The organism is Komagataeibacter saccharivorans (assembly GCF_003207825.1).
Classification (GTDB): Bacteria; Pseudomonadota; Alphaproteobacteria; order Acetobacterales; family Acetobacteraceae; genus Komagataeibacter; species Komagataeibacter saccharivorans.
On record NZ_NKTY01000016.1, the window covers coordinates 1 to 21,108 of the forward strand.

At 64.1% G+C, this 21,108-nt stretch carries 21 protein-coding genes; 14 read left to right on the plus strand and 7 right to left on the minus strand.

What is annotated here, in order from left to right:
- Nucleotides 1-36: 36 nt before the first annotated feature.
- The 3 genes from CFR79_RS16180 to CFR79_RS09980 form a co-directional block, all read right to left on the minus strand.
- Complete coding sequence (locus CFR79_RS16180; protein WP_258373521.1) at nt 37-162, minus strand: hypothetical protein; 126 nt, start codon at nt 160-162, stop codon at nt 37-39.
- Between the two features lie 16 nt (nt 163-178).
- Entirely contained in the window at nt 179-2,524 is a 2,346-nt protein-coding gene (locus tag CFR79_RS09975) for a TonB-dependent receptor (protein ID WP_258373522.1), read from the minus strand.
- An 85-nt stretch (nt 2,525-2,609) separates the two neighbouring features.
- Nucleotides 2,610-3,878, minus strand: a complete 1,269-nt coding sequence (locus CFR79_RS09980) for a cation:dicarboxylate symporter family transporter (RefSeq protein WP_110547814.1) — start codon at nt 3,876-3,878, stop codon at nt 2,610-2,612.
- Nucleotides 3,879-4,260: 382 nt separating this feature from the next.
- On the opposite strand from CFR79_RS09980, the gene CFR79_RS09985 reads away from it, so the two are divergent.
- Together CFR79_RS09985 and CFR79_RS09990 are read left to right on the plus strand one after the other, a co-directional pair.
- On the plus strand, nt 4,261-4,950 hold the full coding sequence (locus CFR79_RS09985) for a GntR family transcriptional regulator (RefSeq protein ID WP_102323797.1): 690 nt from the start codon (nt 4,261-4,263) through the stop codon (nt 4,948-4,950).
- Between the two features lie 147 nt (nt 4,951-5,097).
- Nucleotides 5,098-5,706, plus strand: a complete 609-nt coding sequence (locus tag CFR79_RS09990) for a glutathione S-transferase family protein (protein WP_102323796.1) — start codon at nt 5,098-5,100, stop codon at nt 5,704-5,706.
- A 596-nt stretch (nt 5,707-6,302) separates the two neighbouring features.
- Here CFR79_RS09990 and CFR79_RS09995 read toward each other — a convergent pair.
- Nucleotides 6,303-6,956, minus strand: coding sequence for a MucR family transcriptional regulator (locus CFR79_RS09995; protein ID WP_110547815.1), 654 nt, complete (start codon nt 6,954-6,956; stop codon nt 6,303-6,305).
- A gap of 620 nt (nt 6,957-7,576) precedes the next feature.
- Here CFR79_RS09995 and CFR79_RS10000 point away from each other — a divergent pair.
- The 8 genes from CFR79_RS10000 (at nt 7,577) to CFR79_RS10035 (ending at nt 15,266) form a co-directional block, all read left to right on the plus strand.
- Nucleotides 7,577-8,596, plus strand: a complete 1,020-nt coding sequence (locus tag CFR79_RS10000; protein WP_102323793.1) for a glycosyltransferase family 2 protein — start codon at nt 7,577-7,579, stop codon at nt 8,594-8,596.
- A 453-nt stretch (nt 8,597-9,049) separates the two neighbouring features.
- Nucleotides 9,050-10,651, plus strand: coding sequence for a flavin monoamine oxidase family protein (locus CFR79_RS10005; RefSeq protein ID WP_102323792.1), 1,602 nt, complete (start codon nt 9,050-9,052; stop codon nt 10,649-10,651).
- 5 nt (nt 10,652-10,656) lie between these two features.
- Nucleotides 10,657-11,079 carry a c-type cytochrome gene (locus CFR79_RS10010; RefSeq protein ID WP_174234164.1) on the plus strand — a complete coding sequence of 141 codons (423 nt, stop codon included), beginning with the start codon at nt 10,657-10,659 and terminating at the stop codon, nt 11,077-11,079.
- A gap of 4 nt (nt 11,080-11,083) precedes the next feature.
- Nucleotides 11,084-11,605: a RidA family protein gene (locus CFR79_RS10015; RefSeq protein WP_110547817.1), complete on the plus strand. Its 522-nt coding sequence runs from the start codon at nt 11,084-11,086 to the stop codon at nt 11,603-11,605.
- A 186-nt stretch (nt 11,606-11,791) separates the two neighbouring features.
- Complete coding sequence (locus CFR79_RS10020; RefSeq protein WP_102323790.1) at nt 11,792-12,856, plus strand: alkene reductase; 1,065 nt, start codon at nt 11,792-11,794, stop codon at nt 12,854-12,856.
- Nucleotides 12,857-12,980: 124 nt separating this feature from the next.
- Entirely contained in the window at nt 12,981-13,427 is a 447-nt protein-coding gene (locus tag CFR79_RS10025; RefSeq protein WP_110547855.1) for a MarR family winged helix-turn-helix transcriptional regulator, read from the plus strand.
- 46 nt (nt 13,428-13,473) lie between these two features.
- Nucleotides 13,474-14,046 carry an isochorismatase family protein gene (locus CFR79_RS10030; protein ID WP_110547818.1) on the plus strand — a complete coding sequence of 191 codons (573 nt, stop codon included), beginning with the start codon at nt 13,474-13,476 and terminating at the stop codon, nt 14,044-14,046.
- Nucleotides 14,043-15,266: an MFS transporter gene (locus CFR79_RS10035; RefSeq protein WP_220030269.1), complete on the plus strand. Its 1,224-nt coding sequence runs from the start codon at nt 14,043-14,045 to the stop codon at nt 15,264-15,266. The genes CFR79_RS10030 and CFR79_RS10035 overlap by 4 nt, the downstream gene beginning before the upstream one ends.
- 61 nt (nt 15,267-15,327) lie before the next feature.
- Here CFR79_RS10035 and CFR79_RS10040 read toward each other — a convergent pair whose 3' ends face one another.
- On the minus strand, nt 15,328-15,756 hold the full coding sequence (locus CFR79_RS10040; RefSeq protein ID WP_102323788.1) for a DOPA 4,5-dioxygenase family protein: 429 nt from the start codon (nt 15,754-15,756) through the stop codon (nt 15,328-15,330).
- Between the two features lie 232 nt (nt 15,757-15,988).
- Nucleotides 15,989-16,957 (minus strand): S24 family peptidase, encoded by a 969-nt coding sequence (locus tag CFR79_RS10045; protein ID WP_102324233.1) that lies wholly within the window; start codon nt 16,955-16,957, stop codon nt 15,989-15,991.
- Between the two features lie 74 nt (nt 16,958-17,031).
- Between CFR79_RS10045 and CFR79_RS10050 the strand changes: the two genes are divergently transcribed.
- Complete coding sequence (locus tag CFR79_RS10050; RefSeq protein WP_258373524.1) at nt 17,032-17,901, plus strand: bifunctional DNA primase/polymerase; 870 nt, start codon at nt 17,032-17,034, stop codon at nt 17,899-17,901.
- A 40-nt stretch (nt 17,902-17,941) separates the two neighbouring features.
- Here the strand turns inward: CFR79_RS10050 and CFR79_RS15670 are convergent, their stop codons facing one another.
- The gene (locus CFR79_RS15670) at nt 17,942-18,295 is read right to left on the minus strand and encodes a hypothetical protein (RefSeq protein ID WP_146220126.1); all 354 of its coding nucleotides are present in this window, start codon (nt 18,293-18,295) and stop codon (nt 17,942-17,944) included.
- A 14-nt stretch (nt 18,296-18,309) separates the two neighbouring features.
- Here CFR79_RS15670 and CFR79_RS15895 point away from each other — a divergent pair, with 14 nt between their 5' ends.
- The 3 genes from CFR79_RS15895 to CFR79_RS10065 all read left to right on the plus strand — a co-directional run bounded on the left by CFR79_RS15895 (nt 18,310) and on the right by CFR79_RS10065 (nt 21,108).
- Nucleotides 18,310-18,558: a hypothetical protein gene (locus CFR79_RS15895; RefSeq protein WP_110547819.1), complete on the plus strand. Its 249-nt coding sequence runs from the start codon at nt 18,310-18,312 to the stop codon at nt 18,556-18,558.
- A complete protein-coding gene (locus tag CFR79_RS10060; RefSeq protein ID WP_258373525.1) occupies nt 18,555-19,889 on the plus strand; it encodes a virulence-associated E family protein in 1,335 nt (444 codons plus the stop codon). The genes CFR79_RS15895 and CFR79_RS10060 overlap by 4 nt, the downstream gene beginning before the upstream one ends.
- A 634-nt stretch (nt 19,890-20,523) precedes the next feature.
- Nucleotides 20,524-21,108 (plus strand): hypothetical protein, encoded by a 585-nt coding sequence (locus CFR79_RS10065; protein ID WP_110547820.1) that lies wholly within the window; start codon nt 20,524-20,526, stop codon nt 21,106-21,108.

Here is a 21,108-nt window from a genome sequence, read left to right on the forward strand (position 1 = left end):
GGGCGGGAGGGTTGATCTGGCCGTAAAATGTCTGGGTCATCCGAAACGTCTCTCAAAAAGTCCGATAAAAGTGGTCATCGCGCGCAGGGCTTCGTCCGTATCCGCATGGGCCGGGGAAGGGGGCGCGCGATCATGGCGGTGCCCGATGGTGGGGGCGGCCATGTATTCCGGTTACAAATCAGTAGGTGCAGTTGATGCGCGCGCCCACAAAGCGCGGGTTCCCCGGAATGACGGAATAGAATGTGGACTGCGTGCCACCGGACAGCCAGTAATGCCGGTCGGCAAGGTTCTGGCCATATACGGTTACGGACCAGTGCTGCTGGGGGGCGGAGAATGTCAGGAAGCTGTTGACCAGAAAATATGCGGGCGCGCGGTAATATCCGCCATAGCCGATATACTGTGGCTGGGTCTGCGCGCCACGGTAACTGTAATCGACATCGAACGTCATGCGGTAATTGCGCAACAGTTTCCATGTATATGTTGCGGCGCCACTAAGGGTCAGGTTGGCCAGCCCCATGCCCGCACCGTTGTAATTGGTGTTCACCGCCGTCCATTGCCCGGTCGCATTATACAGATCGGTGGTGGCGGATTTGTTGACGCCCTGGTACTGGCTGTACACGCCATGCTGGTAGCCGAAGTTCTGTGACAGGGTCATGCCCCGGAACGGGCGGACCATGGCGTTGAATTCCGCACCGTAAATATAGGAACGCGGCGCGTTTACATATGTGCCTTCCGTGCCGTACTGCGGCACCACGATCGTTCCCAGAAGCTGCTGGTCACGATAGTCATAGTAAAAACCGGCGGCATTGAAACGGATGCGGTCATTCATGAAGGATGTCTTGAAGCCGCCTTCATAACTCAGCACCTGTTCAGGCTTGAAGGGGCGTAGCTGCGCGGCAACGCTGGTCATGTTTGCCGAAAAACCGCCCGGTTTGAAACCACGACGGAAATCGACATAGGTCATGATGTCGTGCGTGATCTGGTATTCCAGCCCCACCCGACCCGAAAACTGGTTGGCAAGCGCGCCGCTGGACCCGAATGACTGGACCCTGGGCGCGCCCGTGCCCTCATAGGTCGTGCCCACCAGGTCAATAAGCTGGCGATCATCCGATTCATGGCTGATCGCGCCAATCAGGCGCAACCCGCGAACCAGCCGGTATGAAAGCTGGGCATACTGGTTGAAGGTCTGCTCGTCCTGCCCATAAGCTGTTTTGTAGAAGTATTTGCCGTTATCGCTCGATGCATAGCGGTCGGACATGTCATACCAGAAATTGTCATTCGTCCGGCCACGGTTATAGTACATGCCCACCGCCCATTGCAGCCGGTCCGCCGCATTACTGGATTCCAGCTTTATTTCCTGCGAGAAGAAATTGGTCTGGTTATTACGGTACATGTTGCCATAAGCCAGCGCGGTATTGGTCTGGTCCGACAGTTCATGTTCGTCCAGCATCTCGTACGCGCTGGTTGAACTCAGCTTTCCCCACGTGAAATCCTTGGTGAAATGGATGTTCACGCCCCATGACAGGTTGTTTTCACGCGGCTTCTGGTTGGCCGGGTTCACCCCGATGGCATTGGCGAACTGTTTGCTCAGGCCCCAGTTCGTCTGCATCAGGTCGGTGCTGGCGGGTACGCCATAACTGTTCACCATGACCGCGCCCCCGGGGGCGTCGGACTGGTCGGTGCTCCAGTGTCCACCCACGTCCAGGCGGGTGGTGTCGTCAATCTGCCATTTCAGCTTGCCACGCAGCGCACCGATATCCGCATTCCCGTAACCGGCACCCTGACTGTTATGCTGGAATCCCCCGCCCGTCATGGACATGCCCGAAATCCGGTATGAAACCGAACGCGATATCGGGCCGGATACGAAACCTTCCACGCGGTTACGGCCGTAACTGGCGATGTCTTCCGTAACGCCCGCGTGGAACTGGGGCGTGGGGTCCGCCGTATGGAAATTGATCTCGCCCCCGGTGGTGGTCATGCCATGGGTGAAGCCGGACTGCCCCGGATTTACCGACACGTTGTCCATGTCGTACATGATGGCCGATGTCATGACCGTAACGGGCAGGGCGACACCATCGACATACGGCATGACCGACGGGATGTTGTTCTGCGTCAGGTCCGCCATGCCCACCCCGCGCAGCACGAAATTCAGGCCCGCGGACCCGTTGGATGGCTGTATGCTCAGGTTCGGCGCCACGCGGATCAGGTCTGTCATGGCGCGCACGTTCCGCTCCACCAGTTCCTTGCCCGAAATATGGGTGGCGGAATCAGGCACATGCTGTTCGCGGCGGAACTGCACGGCACGCGCGGCGCTGACCTTTATGCTTTCGGGCGCGGCATGGGGTACGGCGGCATGATCTTTCGCCATGCCCTGCCCGGATGCCTGATGGACATGCGCCCTGGCGGGCTTCTGCGCCACCACGGGCGTTGCCGCAGCAAGGGAGGAGACCTGCATCATCGCGGCACAGGAAACCGATGCCGTAAGACCCAGATGCAGTTTGACGAAGAATGGACGGGACGACATGAAGAACCTCGTCTGGTAACGTTAGGTGTTTTCCACACAGATTTAAGAAATACAGATTTCAGCCTGAACTTATATTTTAACTGTTCTACTGCCCCGACCGCGCCGAACGCAGGACACGTTGGGCCGTGGCCACATCCAGCCGGCCTTCCCATTTCGCGACAGCAATGGTTGCGATGCAGTTGCCCATGACATTGCCCAGCGCCCGCGCAATGCCGATAAACCAGTCCACCGCAACCAGAAGCACCAGCCCGACAGGCGGGATTTCCGGCACGACCGCCAGCGTTGCGGCAAGAATGACAATCGCCACCCCCGGCACGCCATGCGCGCCTTTCGATGTGACGAGGGCGGTACCCGTAACCAGGAATATCTGTGTCCAGGTCAGGTGAACCCCCGATGCCTGGGCCAGAAAGAGAACCGCAAGCCCCAGATAGATGGAAAGCGCATCAAGGTTGAAGGAATATCCCGTCGGGATGACAAGCCCCACGACTTCGCGCGGTATGCCGATGGCGGCCAGCTTTTCCATGATCTGTGGCAGCACCGCATCGGATGACGTGGTTGCCAGAACAACCGTCAGTTCCGTGCGCAGGTACCAGATGAAGGAAAAGATGCTGATGCCACACAGCCGCAGCAGCAGCCCGAGCCCGACCAGAACGAACACTGCAACCAGCGCCGAATACAGCGCGACAAACACCCCAAGCTGCCCGAGGGAGCCTGCGCCGAAATGACCGACGGTATAGGCGATCGCCCCCAGAACCCCGATCGGGGCCACCCGGATGACCATGCCCATTATGCGAAACAGGACAGCCGCGACTGAATCAATCAGCGCCGCCGCCGGTTTTCCCTGTTCCCCGGCCATGGACAGCCCGCAGCCGAACAGGATCGCAAATACAAGAACCTGCAGCACATCGTTATGCACAAACGCGCTGAGGGGATTCTGGGGCACGAGATGTAAAAGGAAACCCACCAGACCATCATGGCGCAGGGTCGCCGCACTGTCCCCGAACTGGCCGGGCAGGCTTTGTGTCAGCGCGCCAGCATCGATATTCATCCCGGCCCCCGGCTGGAATATCGCCGCCGCCGCCACACCAAGGCACAGGGCGATGGTGGTTGTGACTTCAAAATAGACCAGCGCCTTCAGGCCAATCCGCCCCACCGTGCGCAGGTTGCCCGCCCCGGCGATGCCCTGCACCACCACGCAGAAAACAAGCGGCCCCACAAGCATGGCGATCAGCCTCAAGAACAGGTCGCTCAGCGGTTTAAGCGACACCGCGATACCCGGCGTCGCAAGGCCCAACGTGACGCCAAGCACGGTCGCCAGCACGATCTGGAAAAACAGCGATCGGCAAAAACGCATTTCGTTACACTCTATACCTTTCCAGATACCGGGGATTTCCTGCCAGCATCCTTGAACACCAAATGGTCTATCAGGAAACAACCATAACGAATACGATCTTGCATACAAGATGTAATGCACACCGAAACGAGCGCATGTGCGCAGCCGAAACGGTTACGGAAACAGGAATCAGGGGGTGCTGGTATCGGTTTTGCGCATATAAACCGTTTTTCATCATATACTTATGTGAAATAAAGCCGGTCCTGCGCCGTTTTGCGTTTTTTGTGTTCTGTTGCCGTTATGAAACACCATGCCCGCGGTGGCGCTGGCCCGCGGTGGCCGGAAACCGGCTGGCACATTGATTGCGTTGCCAAACCCTGTCCGCTTGCGCATACTCACTGGTATGCAAGAGCAAGACAAAACGGCTGACAGAAATCCTCACATCATCGAGGATCGCATCATCCGGGCGGCCCTGTCGGGTCATATCGCCCCGGGGGAGCGGCTGGGCGAAAAAGATCTTTCCCAGATTTTCAATGTCTCCCGCACGCTTGTCCGGGAAGCCATGATGCGCCTGCAGGCCCGTGGCATTGTCGAAGTCTCGCCCCGCCGGGGATGGTTCGTCATCGAGCCATCCGTGGAGGAGGCACGCCACACGATCGATGCCCGGCGCGCGCTGGAGGTGGGGATGCTCGTCACCATCCATGACATCCAGCCCGCGCAGATCCGTACATTGCGCGAGCATGTCCTGTCGGAACAGCAGGCACTTGCATCGGGCGACCGCGCGCAGCGCAGCTATCTTCTGGGCCATTTCCATGTCTGCCTTGCCGAAACCCTTGGCAATCCCGTGATCGGCTCCCTGTTGCAGGACCTGACGACACGCACGGTGCTGATTGCGGCCCTGTATCAATCCACCCATGACGCGCACGAATCATGCTGCGAACATGGCCAGATCATTGATGCGCTGGAAAAGGGAGACCCGACGGAAGCCGCGCGGTTGATGGATGTCCACCTGCGCCATGTCGAAAAGGCCCTGAACTACCGCCACGTCGCAAACCGGCTGGAACATCTGAAGGCTGCCCTTCAGGGGATCTGATTGCGACCGGCCGCATCCGTGTCGGGGACAGCATGCGCAGGCATGGCGGAATGTTGTCCGTGGGGCAGGGGTGTTCGCCGTGATGAACACTTCCTATTTGCAGGTCCATGTGCTTCCCTTCACGCGCCTTAACCAAAGGACGGAACGATGAAGCTTTATTATGCTCCGGGTGCGTGTTCCCTTGCCTCGCACATCATTCTTGTTGAAACGGGATTGCCCTACAGTCTGGAACAGGTGGACCTGAAGGCCAAGACAACAGCCGACGGGCGCGATTACCTGAAGATCAACCCGCGTGGCGCCGTGCCCGCGCTGGAGATTTCGCCCGGCGTCGTCCTTACGCAGAACGTGGCGGTGCTGCCCTATATCGGCAGCCGGTCGGAAAACCCGGCGTTCAGGCCCGCGCCGCATTCGCTGGAACATGCCCGCCTGCTGGAAGCGCTTGGCTTCTGCGAGGATGTGCATTCAGCCTTCGGTCCCCTGTTTGCCCCCGACCTGCCCGATGTCATGCGCGAGCGGATACTGGCGCTCATTACCCGGCGGATGAAGCAGGTCGAAGCCATCCTGACGGCGGGTGAAAACGGCCATCTCCTGCCCGCAGGCTTTACGCAGGCCGATGCGCTGCTGGCGGTGATCCTGAGCTGGGCGCCCCATGTCAACGTGGATCTTTCCGCCTACCCCCGCGCATGTGCGCTGCGCGACCGGGTTTTTGCCCGTCCCGCCGCCCGCAAGGCCATGACGGAAGAAGGGCTGGCCTGACCCCACGCGCCGCAGGATTCATGCCGCTTGCTGATAATAAAACGTTCCTGATGCCGCCTTTTTTCATAAGGGCGGCATTGGTGAATACTGTCTGAAAAACGCACGATCAGGAAGCACGCAGGCTTCCGAAGCGGTTTTTTATGAAGGTGTCTGAAACACCTGTAGTCAGTGCGTATCTGTCCTGGGAAGAAACCATACCCTTAATCAATTACCTATCTGCCCGCACAATCAGGCAGGTCAGTATCGGGAGATGGGTCTGCCTGATAAATCTTCCAGTCATTTCCGTCACGCTGTAACCGGGCACATATGCAAGTGGCCCACCAGCCTCTTGTGGAACAGGCATGCGGAGTTGAATGGCCGAATTATTCCGGCCTGTCCTTACTTCCTTGACCGTCATAAAAGAGGTCCGGCATGAATCAGAATACTGCGTATGGGTGAATAATCCCCGTCTCCAGTAAAATCACCGTACGTCCCGGATTTACAGGCGTGAATGATCTGTTTCATGCCTGCTTACTGGATCAGTAACCCGCTGTCAGATGAAGCCGGACAGGATGGGCCTTGAGTTCAGCCCGCCCTGAGTATGCCGTCACATGGGATCAGGATGATTTTGCCTTGCCGCGCGATGGGGCCTTGCGCGCCGGGCGTGGTCTGGCCGGGGCGGGTGCCGTCCGGGCGGCGGCGCGGCGGGATGGTTTGGACGCGGGCTTTGCGGGGGTCGCTTCGTCGGGTTCGGCCTTGGCAGGTTCGGTCCGGGCGGCGGCCTGCGTAGCAGCGGGGGCTGCCGTATCCGGCGCAGGGGGTTCGGGCGCGGATGCGGGTGTTGCGGAATGGGGGACGATCCTGCGGCCCAGACCGGTTTCCCGCGCCACGTCAGCCCGCTTTTTCGCGTAATCGGGGGCGACCAGCGGATAATCACCCGGCAGGCCCCATTTCGCGCGGTACTGCGCGGGGGTCATATGGTAATTCGTCATCAGGTGACGGCGCAGCATCTTGAGCTTCCGCCCGTCCTCCAGACAGACGATATGATCGGGAAAGACCGACTGGTCCACCGGCACGGCGGGCGGCTGCACCCGGTGGGCGGGTTCCGGTGCGGGTTGTGGCGCTATTTCGCGTATTGCGGCGTAAACATCGCGGATGAAGGCGGGAACATCCGCCGTAGGCACGGATGTATTGGTATTGCCAAGATGCGCCGCAACAATATCGGTCATGGCCATGATGATGGCGGGGGACATGTCATCTGACTGTTCCATAATACGGCCCTTCCTGAAATGGTGATGGTTTAAATTGAAACAACAGCGCGACCGCAGCGGAGTTTCTTTTTGGCGTGACAGAATATCACGTCATAACGCAGTCCCGCCGGGTCATGACCTTCCGGCTTTATTTCCTGCCCGCGCCGCGGGATCAGGGGGAATGCAGCCGCGCAAAAGATGGGGCGGGCGCAGGGCGGTTTTTCTGTAACGATAAATAAAATTCATAAAAACCATAAAAAGACGCGATTAATACTTTATTCATTTCATGAAGCCCTCCCCCCCGATCCGCCGCGCGGGCGATACGGAAACCCGGCATGGGCAGGGTGCAGGGCAGGGACCGTATTATTTCACGCCATGTCGTGCCCGGTAACAATATGCCACATTCCCCTGCATAGAACGGTTTGATAAACGCGACGTTATGCCCCCGGGCACGCAGCCCGCTGCCCTGGGGGCAGATGACCATGACTTCAGCCCCGCTGGGGGCTTCGATACCCCGGCACGGCAGGAAAGATCACCACGGGCCGGGATCAGGGGCATCCCTGCATCCGGGTGTGCGTAGATATTACAGGAAATACAATCTCTCACCAGGCAGTATAACAAACCTGTCCAGGAGAAAATCCATGGATACAACTGCATCACCAAAAGTAACCGTCATCATCCCGGTATGGAATGGCGGCGACTTCATCGGCAATGCCATCGCATCGGTTCTGGCGCAGACACTGGGCGATTTCGAACTGATCGTGGTTGATGACGCCTCGACCGACAATACGGTCGATGTGGTCGGCGCGATCCACGATCAGGACGCGCGCGTCACTGTGCTCCACCAGCCTGAGCGCATGGGGGTTTCCGCCGCGCGGAACCGGGGGCTGGACATGGCGCGTGGCGCGTTCGTCGCGGTGCTGGATGCTGACGACGTATGGCTGCCGCAGCGACTGGCGATTATGGTGGACGTGCTGGAGCAGCATGGCGTCGATCTGGTGGCGGACCAGCAGACACTGGTTGAATTCGGCACCGGGCGCACACTTGGCCTGACCATGCGCGATGCGTGGATGCAGGGCGGGGCGGATATTCCGCTGTCCGATTTCGTGCTGATGGACTGGCCCGGACGCAAGGACACCCGCAATATCGGGCTGATAAAGGCGGTGATGCGCCGCAGCACCATCGAACGCGCGGGCGTGCGCTATGATGAAACGGTCCATCTGGGCGAAGACTTCCTGTTCTATGCCTGCCTGCTGGTTTCCGGGGCGCGGATGCGGTTCGTTTCCACGCCGCTTTACGCCTACTCGGTCCGCACGCATTCCCTGTCGCAACTGACCACGCCCACGACCGGGCAGATAGAGGTCAACCGCCTGCTGCGTGAATGGCTGTGCGCGCATGGGCGGCAGCGCGCGGATTATGCGCGGGTGCGGATGATTCTGGATTACCGGGAAAAGGCGCTGTGGCTTCAGTATCTGCTATGGTCGTTGCAGACGCGGCATTTCCTGCTGGCGCTGCGCACGCTGCCGCGCATCGGCATTGATGTGTGTTTCCTGTGGGTCATGGATTTCGTGCGCCGGAAACTGCATCTGGTCCAGAGCGATTTCAACCCTGCGATCATCGGGAAAATCGAGCGCCGCATGCCCCTGTGCCGACCGCCGTAAACGCCCGCTTTCGTGCCAGATCCCCGTCCGCCCATGCCCCTGCGCCCGGCCCGTGGGCGGACGGGCCGTTTCAGCGTCCCACCTGTCATCCCTGCCAGCAATCTGCGTGCGGCGCCTGCCGTGCTACGGCACCGACCCACGGGCCCCTTCATCCCCGGCATCCTTCACACCGCGGGCGGGGGCCGTAGCCCGCCTGCGATGCGTTTCCCGTTACATGACGCCCCGTTTTCCCGTCCGCACCCAATCGTGAACGATCCCGCGCGACCCGTCGCCCGCGCGGGAATGCCGACCTGTCGCGCTGTCGAAATGACCGGGCGTGGACTGTTGCGTCCAAAGTCGGGGCGGGCTGAATGCTGTCTGCATGCGCAAAGGTACTTTTATATTATAAAATAGTGAGTTATTCGTTTCGAATTGGGGTGAGAAAATAGTCTTCCAGCCGACAGGAGTTTATGGATGCCGGATACCGGACGCAGGGGTCTTCCTACACGCCGACAGCTTTTGACCCGTATCGGCGCGCTTGCGGGCAGTGCGGCGCTTTATCAGGCCATGACATCCCTCGGCCATGCGCAGGGAACCGACTTTAGCGGCCCACCCGTCCTGACCGGGGCGCGGCGGGGCACGCGCGTACTGGTGCTGGGGGCGGGACTTGCGGGCATGCTGGCGGCCCATGAACTGCGCAAGGCCGGATATCAGGTGCAGGTGCTGGAGTTTCAGGGCCGCAGCGGCGGGCGCAATATCAGCCTGCGCGGCGGCGACACCATTACCGAACTGGGCGGGGCCACGCAGAAGGTCGGCTTCGCGCCCGGCAACTACATCAATCCCGGCCCGTGGCGCATTCCCTACCACCATCAGGGGCTGCTGCATTACTGCCGGGAATTCGGCATCGAGCTTGAGCCGTTTGTGGAACTGAACCACAATTCATGGCTCCATTCCTCATCCGCCTTCAACGGCAGCCCGGTGCGGTATCGGGAGTTTTCTGCCGATTTCCACGGGTTCACGGCGGAACTTCTGGCCAAGGCCATCGACCAGCACCGGCTGGATGACGTGGTTGGCGCGGATGAACACGAATACCTGCGCGCCGCCATGCGCGAATGGGGCAACCTTGATGCCTCCATGGCCTATCGCAAGGGCCGCCTGACATCGGAAACACGCGGGTATGAAAAGGCCGCCGGCGCCGGGCCGGACGGCGCCCCCGTGCCGTCCGGGCTGCTGGCGCGCAAGGACGTGATGCGTTCGGGGCTGTGGACGTGGATGGCCTTTCACGAACATCTTGACATGCAGACCACCATGTTCCAGCCCGTGGGCGGCATGGACATGATCGGCAGGGGGTTCACCCGGCAGGTGCATGACCTGATAACCCTGAACTGCCGCGTTTCGGCCATTCACCAGAATGACAGGGGCGTAAGCGTTACCTATGGCGACATGAACCACGGCGGCGTTGTGCGTGAGGCACAGGCCGATTACTGCGTATGCACCATTCCGCTGCCCGTCCTGTCGCAGCTTGATGTGCAGGTCAGCCCGGCGATGCAGGCGGCCATCATGGCGGTGCCCTATGCGTCCTCCGTCAAGATGGGGCTGGAGTTCCGCCGCCGCTTCTGGGAGGAGGACGAACAGATCTATGGCGGCATTTCCTTCACCGATCAGCCGATCAGCCAGATTTCCTATCCCAGCCACGGCTACCTGTCGCGCGGGCCTGCGGTCCTGCTGGGGGGGTACATGTTCGGTCCCGCTGCCTATGATTTCGCGGGCATGACGCCCGCGCAGCGGCTGGAAGCGGCGCTGACGCAGGGGGAAGTGCTGCACCCCCGGCAGTACCGCAAGGAATTTTCCAACGGGATCAGCTTTGCCTGGAGCCGCACGCCATGGACCATGGGCTGCTGTTCCATGTGGAGCGAACAGGCCCGCAAGACACATTACAAGGCATTGTGCACCATGGATAACCGGGTGGTTCTGGCGGGCGAACATGCGTCCTATGTCGGGTGCTGGCAGGAAGGGGCGATCCTGTCCGCCCTGTCCGCCGTCACACAGCTACACCAGCGCGCGCAGGGGGCATGATGATGATGCGCAGGACTGTTTTCGCGGGCGTCATGGCCGCCATGCTGCCGCTGGTGGCGGGCGTCGCCGCACACGCCGATACGGCCAGCGGGTTTTCAGGTCCCGTCCAGCCCCTCAATTCAGGGGAGGCGGTCTACCAGCATGTCTGTCAGGGCTGCCACATGCCCGATGGCCGGGGCGCGATGGGGGCCGGGGCGCGTTTCCCCGCCTTTGCCGACAATCCCAAACTGCAGAGCAGCGCCTACCCCGTCTATGTCGTCCTGAACGGGTATGGCGGCATGCCGTGGCTTGGCGGTATCCTCAATGACCAGCAGATTGCCGAAGTCGTCAATTACATCCGCACCCATTTCGGCAACCATTACACGGATGCCATCACCGCCCGGGACGTTGCGACCCAGCGCCCGCCCCACACCCCGGAAGAGGAATAACGCCATGCCCCGCCACACCAGAGCACTTGGCATCCTGACGCTTGTGTCCGCCATGGCCGCAGCACTGCCCGCAGCCCACGGCGCGGATGGCGTCGTGCGCCATCATGAGGGCAAGTTCCCCATCGCGTCCGCCATCGAGGTACCGGCAGGGGCCACCACCATCTACCTTAGCGGCATGGGCGCGCCGGTGGTGGATGCGAAGGCCGACCCGCATTCCATCGCAGCCTATGGCGACACGCAGGCCCAGACGCGCGGCGCGCTGAAACGCATCGAGGACACGCTGAAAACCCTCGGCCTGACCATGGGCGACATCGTGCAGATGCACATCTACATGGCGCAGGACCCCAGTCTGGGCAAACTGGATTTCGATGGCATGATGAAGGGCTATACCCAGTTCTTCGGCACGGCAGCGCAGCCGGACCTGCCCACCCGTTCCGCCTTTGGCGTGGCCCATCTGGCCAATCCCGGCTGGCTGGTTGAAATAGAAGTCACCGCCGTCCGTCCGCCCGCGAAAAAGGCGGGCTGAAACAGGGCGTTATTCCACCGGCCCATGCAGGCCGCCGCCATACGGGGCCGGTGACGCGGATGCAATCGCGGATGCCGCCATGGCGCATGGCTGCCTGTGGCATGGCGTAGGGCGGAAACGGGGCGTGCTTGCCGCGGGCGGGCGATGGGATCATCATCGCCGCGACAGAACCGTGGAGAGACAGATATGCCGACCCTGTTCACCCCCCTGAAGGTGGGCGCGCTGACGCTGCCCAACCGGATCATCATGGCCCCGCTGACCCGCCTGCGCGCGGGTGCGGGCCATATTCCCAACGATCTCATGGCCACCTATTACGCCCAGCGCGCGCTGGCGGGGCTGATCCTGTCCGAAGCGACGCCCGTTACCCCGCAGGGTATCGGATATGAGGGCGTGCCGGGCATCTGGACGGCCGAACAGGCGGAAGGGTGGAAAAAGATCACATCCGCCGTGCATGAGGTGGGCGGGCGCATTTTCCTGCAACTATGGCATGTGGGGCGGATTTCGGACCCGTATTTCCTTGATGGCCAGCTTCCCGTGGCCCCCAGCGCCATCGCGGCGAAAGGCCATGTCAGCCTGCTGCGGCCAAAGCGCGATTACGTCACCCCCCGCGCGCTGGAAACGGATGAAATACCCGGCATCGTCGCCGCCTTCCGCCGGGGCGCGGAACTGGCGCAGGTGGCCGGTTTCGATGGCGTGGAAATCCATGGGGCCAATGGCTACCTGCTGGACCAGTTCCTGCAGGATTCCACCAACCACCGCACCGACCGCTATGGCGGGTCGATTGAAAACCGCGCCCGGCTGATGCTGGAAGTGACCGACGCCGCCATTGACGTATGGGGCGCGGACCGTGTGGGCATGCACCTCTCGCCGCGCTGCGACCTGCATGACATGGGCGATTCCAGCCCCGCCGCCACCTTTGGTCATGTCGCCACCGAACTGGGGCGGCGCGGCATCGCGTTCATCTGCGCGCGTGAAGCCGAAGGACCGGACAGCCTTGGCCCGCAGCTTAAAAAGCAGTTTGGCGGCGTGTATATCGCCAATGAACGCTTCACCGGCGCCAGTGCTGAAAAGGCGGTTGAGGAAGGCCGGGCCGACGCCGTAGCCTTCGGTCAGGCATTCATCGCCAATCCCGACCTGCCCGAACGCCTGCGCGCGGGCGTGGACCTGACCCCGCCCGATCCATCCACCTTCTATACCCACGGCCCGCAGGGATACGTGGATTATCCAACCGCAGGCGAATCAGGCGACTGACGGCCCGGCCCGGTGCCATGGCCCGCCCGCCGGGGCGGGCCATGGGTGCCCCCGTATCAATATATTAACCTAAACTGATAAGTTATCCTTCACATGCGGGCGCTGCATGTGCCATCATCACGGCATGGACACGCACACACCCCACGGTGCCCGCGCCGCCCGCGTGGCGGAGGACCTGCGCCTGCTGGTCGGAAAGCTCAAGCGCCGCCTGCGTGAGCAGTCCGACGGGGGCGACCTGACCCCATCGCAGACAGCGGTGCTGCTGCGGCTGGAAAAACATGGCCCCGCCACCGCGTCCGCCCTCGCGCGGGCCGAAGCCATGCGCCCGCAATCCATGGGGCGGATCATCACGGTGCTGGAATCCCATGGCCTGATCGCGGGCACGCCGGACCCCGCTGACGGGCGGCAGACCCTGCTGGCGCTGACCGATACATGCCGCGAATGGCTGGCCAGGGGCCGTGCCGCGCGTCAGGACTGGCTGTGTACCGCCATCACCACACATCTTGACGCGCATGAGCAGGACGAACTGCTTGCCGCCGTGGCCCTGCTGCGGCGCGTAATCGGGGAGTGACGGCCCGCGCCATCCCCCGCCACCCCTTATCCAAGCCGAGGCCCGCATGACCATAACCACACTGGACCCCAAAACGGCCCTGATCGTCATTGACATGCAGAAGGGGATTGTCGATCTGCCGCTGGTCCATCCCATCAAGCCGATCATCGAACGCACGCAGGACCTGCTGAACACGTTCCGCGCGCGCGGCCTGCCTGTCGTGCTGGCGCGGGTGGTGGGCACCGCGCCGGGGCGCACCGAAAGCCCGCGCTTCGACCCCGATGGCGTGCCCGACGACTTTGCCGATCTGATCCCGGCCCTGAACCAGCAGTCCAGCGACATCGTATGCGCCAAGCGGTCATGGGGGGCGTTCGCCACCACGGACCTGGAATCCCGGCTGAAGGGCATGGGGGTGACGCAGGTGGTCGTGATCGGCGTCGCCACCGCTACGGGGGTGGAGGCCACGGCGCGACAGGCCTATGAAGCGGGCTTCAACGTCACCCTTGCATCCGACGTGATGACCGACATCCGCGAGGAAGCGCATGATTACAGCCTGAAGCACGTCTTTCCCCGGCTGGGGGAAGTCGGCACCACGTCCGACATCATCGGCATGATGGGCCGCGAAAAGCGGGGGCAGTGAACCCCACGCGGCCGGGCGGCATCTGGCGGCCCTTCGGGCATTTCAATTACCGGCTGTGGGCGGCGGGCGCGCTGGTGTCCAATATCGGGACATGGGTGCAGCGCACGGCGCAGGACTGGCTGGTGCTGACCGAACTGTCACGCCACAGCGCATCGGCGGTGGGCGTGGTCATGGCGTTGCAGTTCGGCCCGCAGCTTGTCCTGCTGCCATGGACCGGGGTTGCCGCCGACCGTTATGACCAGCGCAGGCTGCTTATGCTGACACAGGCGGCCATGGGCGGGCTGGCGCTGGTTCTGGGCGTGCTGACGCTCATGCATGTGGTGCGGTTGTGGGAGGTGTGCGTTTTCGCCGCCCTGTTCGGTTCGGCTGCGGCATTTGATTCGCCCGCGCGGCAGACTTTCGTGGGTGAACTGGTGGGGGATGCGGACCTGCCCGCCGCCGTGGCGGTCAATTCCATGTCGTTCAATGGCGCGCGGATGATCGGCCCCGCCATATGCGGGCTGCTGATCGCGTGGGTGGGGACGGGATGGGCGTTCATGCTCAATGGCGTGTCGTTCATCGCCGTCCTGATGTCCCTGCGGCTGCTGCGCCGGGGCGACCTGCGGGCCAAGCCGCGCACCCCGCGCGGACGCGGCGCGTTCATGCAGGGGCTGCGCTATGTCTGGGGGCGTCACGACCTGCGCAGCGTGCTGGTGATGCTGTTCCTGATCGGGACGTTCGGGCTGAACTTTCCCATTTTCATCTCCACCATGGCGGTCAAGGTGTTTCATGCCGATGCGCGGCAGTACGGGATGCTGTCCTCCATCATGGCGGCGGGGACGTTCGCCGGGGCGTTCCTGAGCGCACGCAGCACGCGCGACCGTTTCGGGTCCCTGCTGTGGGGGGCGGTGATTTTTGGCATCGGCTGCACGCTGGCGGCGTGCGCGCCGACCTACTGGACATTTGCGGCCGCCCTGATGGTGATCGGGGTTGCGACGCTGCTGTTCACCAGCACGTCCAACAGCCTTATGCAGCTTGCGACCGAACCGGCCATGCGCGGGCGGGTGATGGCGCTGCGCGTGGGCATTGCGCTGGGTGGCACGCCCGTTGGCGCGCCCTTCGTGGGATGGGTGGCGGACAGCTTCGGCGCGCGCGCGGCATTGATGGTGGGGGCGGCATCAGGCTTCGGCGCGGCACTGATCGGCTGGCGCGCCCGGCATGCAGCCGCCACCCGTAATTAGGGCAACACCCGGCGACTTCACAAAACACCACCCGCGCCCATAAGGCGGGCGCGGGCAGGGATCAGATTTCCGCCGCCGGGTCGGGCTGCGTGTTGACCTCGCCAGCCCCGTCGGCTTCGTCGGCATGATCGGGCAGGCGATCGGACAGCAGGGCGCGGGGGCGGCCGATCCACAGCCCGTCGCACAGATGGTCGCGGCGGGGATTGCGCGTATTGGGATGGATCAGGATGTTCAGCCCGCCATGGTTGAGCATGAGCCACGGCACAAGCGCCGCGAATACCGGCGTGGCGAAGGCGATCTGGTACATGGGGGCCACATGCGGGCCGACCGGCACGTCATGCCACCGCCCCAGCCGGACGGGAAAACGCGCGGCGATCAGGTCGCGCAGGCGGGTGGCCGTGGCGCGGCCCGTGGCGTCATCGAAATAGACATGGGCATGGTAGCTGGCGATTTCGGCCACGCGGCGGGGGGATGGGCTGGCGTCAGTCATGGGGCGGGTCGGTTCCTGTAAGGGCGTGCGGCGGCGGCCATCGCGCATCGGTGGGCGTATAACGCGCGGCGGGGCGTGGGGGCTGTTTCAAAAAACGGTCAGGACAGCACACCGTCCGCCATGCCCGCCCGCGCGTATGATCCCGCCTGTATCCGGCCCCCCGGTCAATGCGCGCAGGCGAATGATGCCCTGACTGCGCCCGGAATGTGGCACGGGCAGGGCAGGGCGTGCATTATTTCCACACCCACTTGCCAACCACGCGGCCATTGATGACCAGATCGGCGGCGTCGACCTCATCCACGGGGTAGGTGGGATTGACGCTGATGATGCGGATGCGCGGCGGGCGGGAATTGGGCACCAGCATAAGCTGCTTCAGCACCACGCCCATGCCGTTCCACAGCACGTACACCCCGTCGGGCGAGGGCACGCGGTGGCCGGTATCGACCAGCACGCGGTCGCCCGCCATGAATTCCGGCTCCATCGAATTGCCCGCCACGCGGATGATGGCAAGCCCGCCGGTATCGGGCAGGTAGTTGCGGATGAAATCACGCGGGATGCGCCATGAATCCAGCGTGGGATGGCTTTCACCATCGCCGCAGGCCGTGTGATCCACGATCGCGCCCGCCCCGGCCTGTGGCGAGATGTCGTATTCATGCACCGTAACCGCCCCGTCATCATCATGCAGCGGCAGGGTGGCGCGTTCCGCCCGGCGGATGCTTTCGTTCAGGTCGGTTTCCCCCGGCACGATGCCGCACAGCCCCCATATCTCCGCCGGGGCGATGGGCGGGTCGCCCCGGTCCGTCAGCAGCGGGACAAGGCGGCGGACCATGTCAACGGGAATGAAATCCTTCTTCAGCTTGTTTTCATAGAAGGCGTAGCTGGAAAACTTCTCCCCCATGCCCAGATCGCGCGCCAGGCCGCGCACGGTATAGCCCGCGCGTTCACGCAGCGCCTTCAGGCGCTGTGCTGCGGGACTGGCCCCCGATGCGCTGCTGCCGCGCAGCAGGTCGCTGGCGGTGCAGCCCAGAACGGCGGCCACCTTTTCCAGCCGGTCGCCGCCGGGGTGGCGCGACTTGCCGCGCAGGATGTCATGCACGTACGTCTCGTTCAGGCCGGCGCGCTCGGCCAGACGTTTCTTGTTCAGGTTGAGCAGCGCCATGCGGCGCTCGATCTCGGCTGCGGCGGGGGAGCGTGTATCCATAATGGGAACTGTCCCATAATCCGGCGTCATGCGGTAGAGGGGACATATCCCATTACCGCTTGACATATTGGGAAATGTCCCATATCTATCCGGCCATGCCCGCACGCCCTTCCACCCCCATCCCGCCCGACCTGCACCGCGTCGCGCGGCTGGGCTGGCATGTCTATCCCGTGCGGCGGGGGTCGCGCGCGGCGTGCTTCCGTGGCGCGGTGGATGCCGCCACATGCGATATGGACACCATCGCCACATGGTGCGCGCGCTGGCCCGGCTGTGGCTGGCGGGTGGTGACGGGACCATCGGGGCTGTTCGCGCTGGATGTGGACCGCCCGGGCACCCATGCCGCCGATGGGGTGGCGGCGCTGGCCGCCCTCGTGCGCCAGCACGGTCCGCTGCCCCCACGCCCGATGACGCGCACCGGCGGGTCGGGCGGGGCGGTGCTGTTTTTCCGCCATCGTGGCGAATCCCTGCGCGGGCAGTCCGGCTGCCCCGCCCCCGGTCTGGACCCGCACCGGGGGCGGCAGGCCGTCACCATCCCGCCCGCCATCCATGCCGCAACGGGCGGGGCCTATACATGGCGCGTCCCGCCGTGGCAGGTGCCGCCGCCGCCAATCCCGTCATGGCTTGCCCGGCTGCTGGCCCCGACCGATGATACCCTGCCGCCCCCGCCGCGCCGTGTGGACAGCGCGCGGGCGCAGGGGGCGCTGGTGCGCGCGCTGCATGCGGTATGCGACGCGCCCGCGGGCACGGCCAATACCACGCTGAACGCCCGCGCCTACGCGCTGGGCCGATGGTGCGGGGCGGGTCTGCTGGATGTGGCCACGGCGCGCGACACGCTGTTACACGCGGCGGCGCGGCGGCATATTCCTGTAGCCGAGGCACGGGCCACGGTCCGCTCCGGCCTGAATGCGGGCCAGCGCAATCCGCGCATGCCGCTTCATGGGTAATGCGTTCCGTGCGTGCGGGGCAAAACCCTGTCCTGACATGTCAGGGGTTACAAAACCCGCGCCCCCGCATCCCCGATCCATGGCTGCCGCCACCCTGTTTCAGCCCGTGCGCCGCGCCGCGCGGCAATCCCTGCACCCGTGCGGATGGCTGCTGATACGGGCCTCTTTTTACCCGAAAGAGCGGACGCGCCCGCACCCCGGCGCAGCGCCCTGCCGCCCACAGGGGCGGTCCTGCACGTTCGGTCGGGTGATGGGGTGGACCGCTCTTCTGTTCAGAAAAGCAGCGACGGCGACATTCCGCCATGTCCGGCTCCGTGCCGGAGCGCAGCACCTGTCCCTGCCGCCAGACCGGCTGGTATCGCGCCATCCGCTCCTTACCCGCAAAAGCGGGCACGCCTGCATCCCGTCATGCCCGGCAATGCGCCGGACGGCAGCAGCTATCCTGCCGCCAGCGCAGCCCGTTTTCCGGGGCCTGCGGGATCGATCCTGTCCATTCTCCTTTCCGCCCGCGCAGATCCCATGGGATCTGCGCGGTTCAGCAGGGTCGGGCATGACCGCATCATGTTCGACGCACCGTTTCCACAGCCTGCCTCAGCCAGCCTGTATGCCGGTCATGCGCCGTGGCGGGCGGTGTTACGGGCTGCCCGCCCGTCATGATGACCGGCACAGCCAGCAAAGGCCCCGCCATGTATGACCGCACACCCGCCATGCCATGGGGCATGCCTGCCATGGCGGCGACGCCACCGGCTGCGTGGATGGACCTGCTGGTGCGCGGGCCGCGCGGGGTTGCGCCGTCGCTCAGCAACTGTCTGGTGCTGCTGGGGCACGATCCCGCCCTGCGCGGGCTGGTGGCGTGGGACGAATTCGCCTGCCGCAGCATGGTCACGCGCGCGCCGCCCCCGGCCTTTGACGGCGCGCCCCCGCCGCCGGGTCCATATCCACGCGCGATGGACGACATGGATGTCGCGCTGGTGCAGGCGTACATGCAGCGTGCCTATGGCCTGCCGGTCAGTCGCGCCGTAGCCGAACAGGCCAGCCGCACCGCCGCAGGGCTGTGCCGCCGCCATCCGGTGCGCGAATGGCTCGATGGCCTGCGCTGGGATGGCACGCCGCGCCTTGCGACGTGGCTGCATCATGCGCTGGGCACGGTGGATGATGGCTACCATGCCGCCGTGGGCACGCGTTTCCTTGCCGCCAGCGTGCGCCGGGTGCGCGAACCGGGCTGCAAGTTCGATTACGTGCCGGTTCTGGAGGGGCCGCAGGGCATGGGCAAAAGCCGCCTTCTGGCCGCGCTGTTCAGCCCGCCCTGGTTCAAGGACGACCTGCCGCGCGATCTGGGCGACAAGGACGCGGCGCAGGGCCTGCTGGGGGTATGGTGCGTGGAGCTGGGGGAACTGCAGGCGCTGGGGCGCAGTTCCAGCCGGGACGCCAAGGCGTTTTTCAGCCGCCAGCAGGACCGGTACCGCCCCAGCTACGGCGCATTTGAAGTGACGCGCCCCCGGCAATGCGTGTTCGCAGGCACGACGAACGAGCGTGAATACCTGACTGATCCCACCGGCAACCGCCGCTACTGGCCCATTAGCTGCACCCGCGCGGATATTGACTGGGTCGCGGCATGGCGCGAACAGTTATGGGCGGAAGCGGCGGCGCGTGAGGCCACGGCCCCGATCCCCCTGTGGCTGGAGGACGCGCATCTGCACGCCGCCGCCCGGCAGGCGCAGGATACCCGCATGCACGAAGACCCGTGGCATGATCCCGTCAACGCATGGCTGCGCACCCGTGGCGCGGCCAGCGTGCGAATGGCCGACGTGCTGCATATGGCGCTGGGCCTGCCGCGCGACCGGCAGAACCGGGCCAGCCAGAACCGTGCGGCCAGCGTATTGCGCGCGCTGGGCTGGACACGGCGCAAGATCCGCAGCGGCACGGAGACATACTGGGCATGGTCAGCAGCGCCCGAGGGCGATGCAGGCCCGCAGCCGGGATCATGATGGCGGTGGGCGGTTGTGGCGTATCGGGGCCGTCACGCCTTCGATAGCGGAGTGACGGCAGGGCCTGACCGGCTCCCGCCCGCGACCACATGCCAGCGGACAGGCGGTGTTCCCCTGTGCCGTTCTGGTCAGTTTCCCGGTTTCCGGCGGCGCGGGCGTCTGTTCCCTCCGTTCCGCAGGGGTGCGGCCATATGTACGGGCTTCGATAACCCTGTATCCCAAAGGGGAGGGAACACAGGGAACATGCCCTGCCTTTCCGCACCACCACATGGCTACAAAGCGCCGCGCAACCGCCCCGGCGTTCTGCACGGTCATTTTCCGGGCACGCGATCCCCGCCAGCTCCGAACCCGTGCCGCCCGTGGGAACAGCCGCGCGCTACCATCCATGGTGTCCGGTCAGGTGACGGGCAGCCGTGCCCCTTTGTTGCACGACGCCGGCTGGCGCAGATGTCCCGGATACATGGCGGCAGGACGGCGTGCCGTTCAGTCAGGGCAGGGGTGGATATATCCCCTTCGGGCAAGGGACGTGGGGATTTCGGGCCGCCGTCCGGCGGGGCGATCGGGTACGGGACGCGCTGCCTGCATGACGAATCGTTAGAATGATCCTGTCGCACACCGTCGCACAGGAAATATCATGGCCGTACCGCATAGCCGCACCCCCGTTGCCCCCACGCCCGCGCGCAATAACCCCGATGGCGTTCCCCACCGTATTGCCGCCCTGCTGCGTGCGGACCGGCGGGCACGGCTGCTGGCGCGTGACATTGCAGCCGGGCTGAAGCCGGACATGGGCACGGACGGTCCCGCCGCCAGCGCCCGCGTGGTGGAAACTGTCCAGATCGACATGGCGCCGCGCACGCGTCCGCACACCGTGCGCCGGTTCAGTGATACCTGCACGCTGGACCGGCTGTTCCACCGCGTCAACGCCGCCCTGACTGCCGACCAGCATGCGGCGGGCCTGCGTTTTCGGGCCTGCTGGCTGCGCAGCACGCGCCATGGCGGACTGGTGCAGCGCTACACGCCCCATACCGGCAGCGGGTCAGGCACCCTGGAGGAAACCGAGGCCAGCGTACACGCCCGCCGTGCAATAGATCGCGCGCTGTCCCTGCTGACACCGGCCCGCGCCCGCGTTGTCTGTGCGGTATGCGGCATGGACGAAAATCCCGGCACCCGCATCCGCACGCTGCATATGGCGCTGGATATCCTGCACGAACGGTGGTGA

Coding starts and splice junctions, on each gene's coding strand:
- CFR79_RS16180 (WP_258373521.1), bottom strand. CDS start 162: ATGGCCGCCCCCACCATCGGGCACCGCCATGATCGCGCGCCCCCTTCC.
- CFR79_RS09975 (WP_258373522.1), bottom strand. CDS start 2,524: ATGTCGTCCCGTCCATTCTTCGTCAAACTGCATCTGGGTCTTACGGCA.
- CFR79_RS09980 (WP_110547814.1), bottom strand. CDS start 3,878: ATGCGTTTTTGCCGATCGCTGTTTTTCCAGATCGTGCTGGCGACCGTG.
- CFR79_RS09985 (WP_102323797.1), top strand. CDS start 4,261: ATGCAAGAGCAAGACAAAACGGCTGACAGAAATCCTCACATCATCGAG.
- CFR79_RS09990 (WP_102323796.1), top strand. CDS start 5,098: ATGAAGCTTTATTATGCTCCGGGTGCGTGTTCCCTTGCCTCGCACATC.
- CFR79_RS09995 (WP_110547815.1), bottom strand. CDS start 6,956: ATGGAACAGTCAGATGACATGTCCCCCGCCATCATCATGGCCATGACC.
- CFR79_RS10000 (WP_102323793.1), top strand. CDS start 7,577: ATGGATACAACTGCATCACCAAAAGTAACCGTCATCATCCCGGTATGG.
- CFR79_RS10005 (WP_102323792.1), top strand. CDS start 9,050: ATGCCGGATACCGGACGCAGGGGTCTTCCTACACGCCGACAGCTTTTG.
- CFR79_RS10010 (WP_174234164.1), top strand. CDS start 10,657: ATGCGCAGGACTGTTTTCGCGGGCGTCATGGCCGCCATGCTGCCGCTG.
- CFR79_RS10015 (WP_110547817.1), top strand. CDS start 11,084: ATGCCCCGCCACACCAGAGCACTTGGCATCCTGACGCTTGTGTCCGCC.
- CFR79_RS10020 (WP_102323790.1), top strand. CDS start 11,792: ATGCCGACCCTGTTCACCCCCCTGAAGGTGGGCGCGCTGACGCTGCCC.
- CFR79_RS10025 (WP_110547855.1), top strand. CDS start 12,981: ATGGACACGCACACACCCCACGGTGCCCGCGCCGCCCGCGTGGCGGAG.
- CFR79_RS10030 (WP_110547818.1), top strand. CDS start 13,474: ATGACCATAACCACACTGGACCCCAAAACGGCCCTGATCGTCATTGAC.
- CFR79_RS10040 (WP_102323788.1), bottom strand. CDS start 15,756: ATGACTGACGCCAGCCCATCCCCCCGCCGCGTGGCCGAAATCGCCAGC.
- CFR79_RS10045 (WP_102324233.1), bottom strand. CDS start 16,957: ATGGATACACGCTCCCCCGCCGCAGCCGAGATCGAGCGCCGCATGGCG.
- CFR79_RS10050 (WP_258373524.1), top strand. CDS start 17,032: ATGTCCCATATCTATCCGGCCATGCCCGCACGCCCTTCCACCCCCATC.
- CFR79_RS15895 (WP_110547819.1), top strand. CDS start 18,310: ATGCCCGGCAATGCGCCGGACGGCAGCAGCTATCCTGCCGCCAGCGCA.
- CFR79_RS10060 (WP_258373525.1), top strand. CDS start 18,555: ATGATGACCGGCACAGCCAGCAAAGGCCCCGCCATGTATGACCGCACA.
- CFR79_RS10065 (WP_110547820.1), top strand. CDS start 20,524: ATGGCCGTACCGCATAGCCGCACCCCCGTTGCCCCCACGCCCGCGCGC.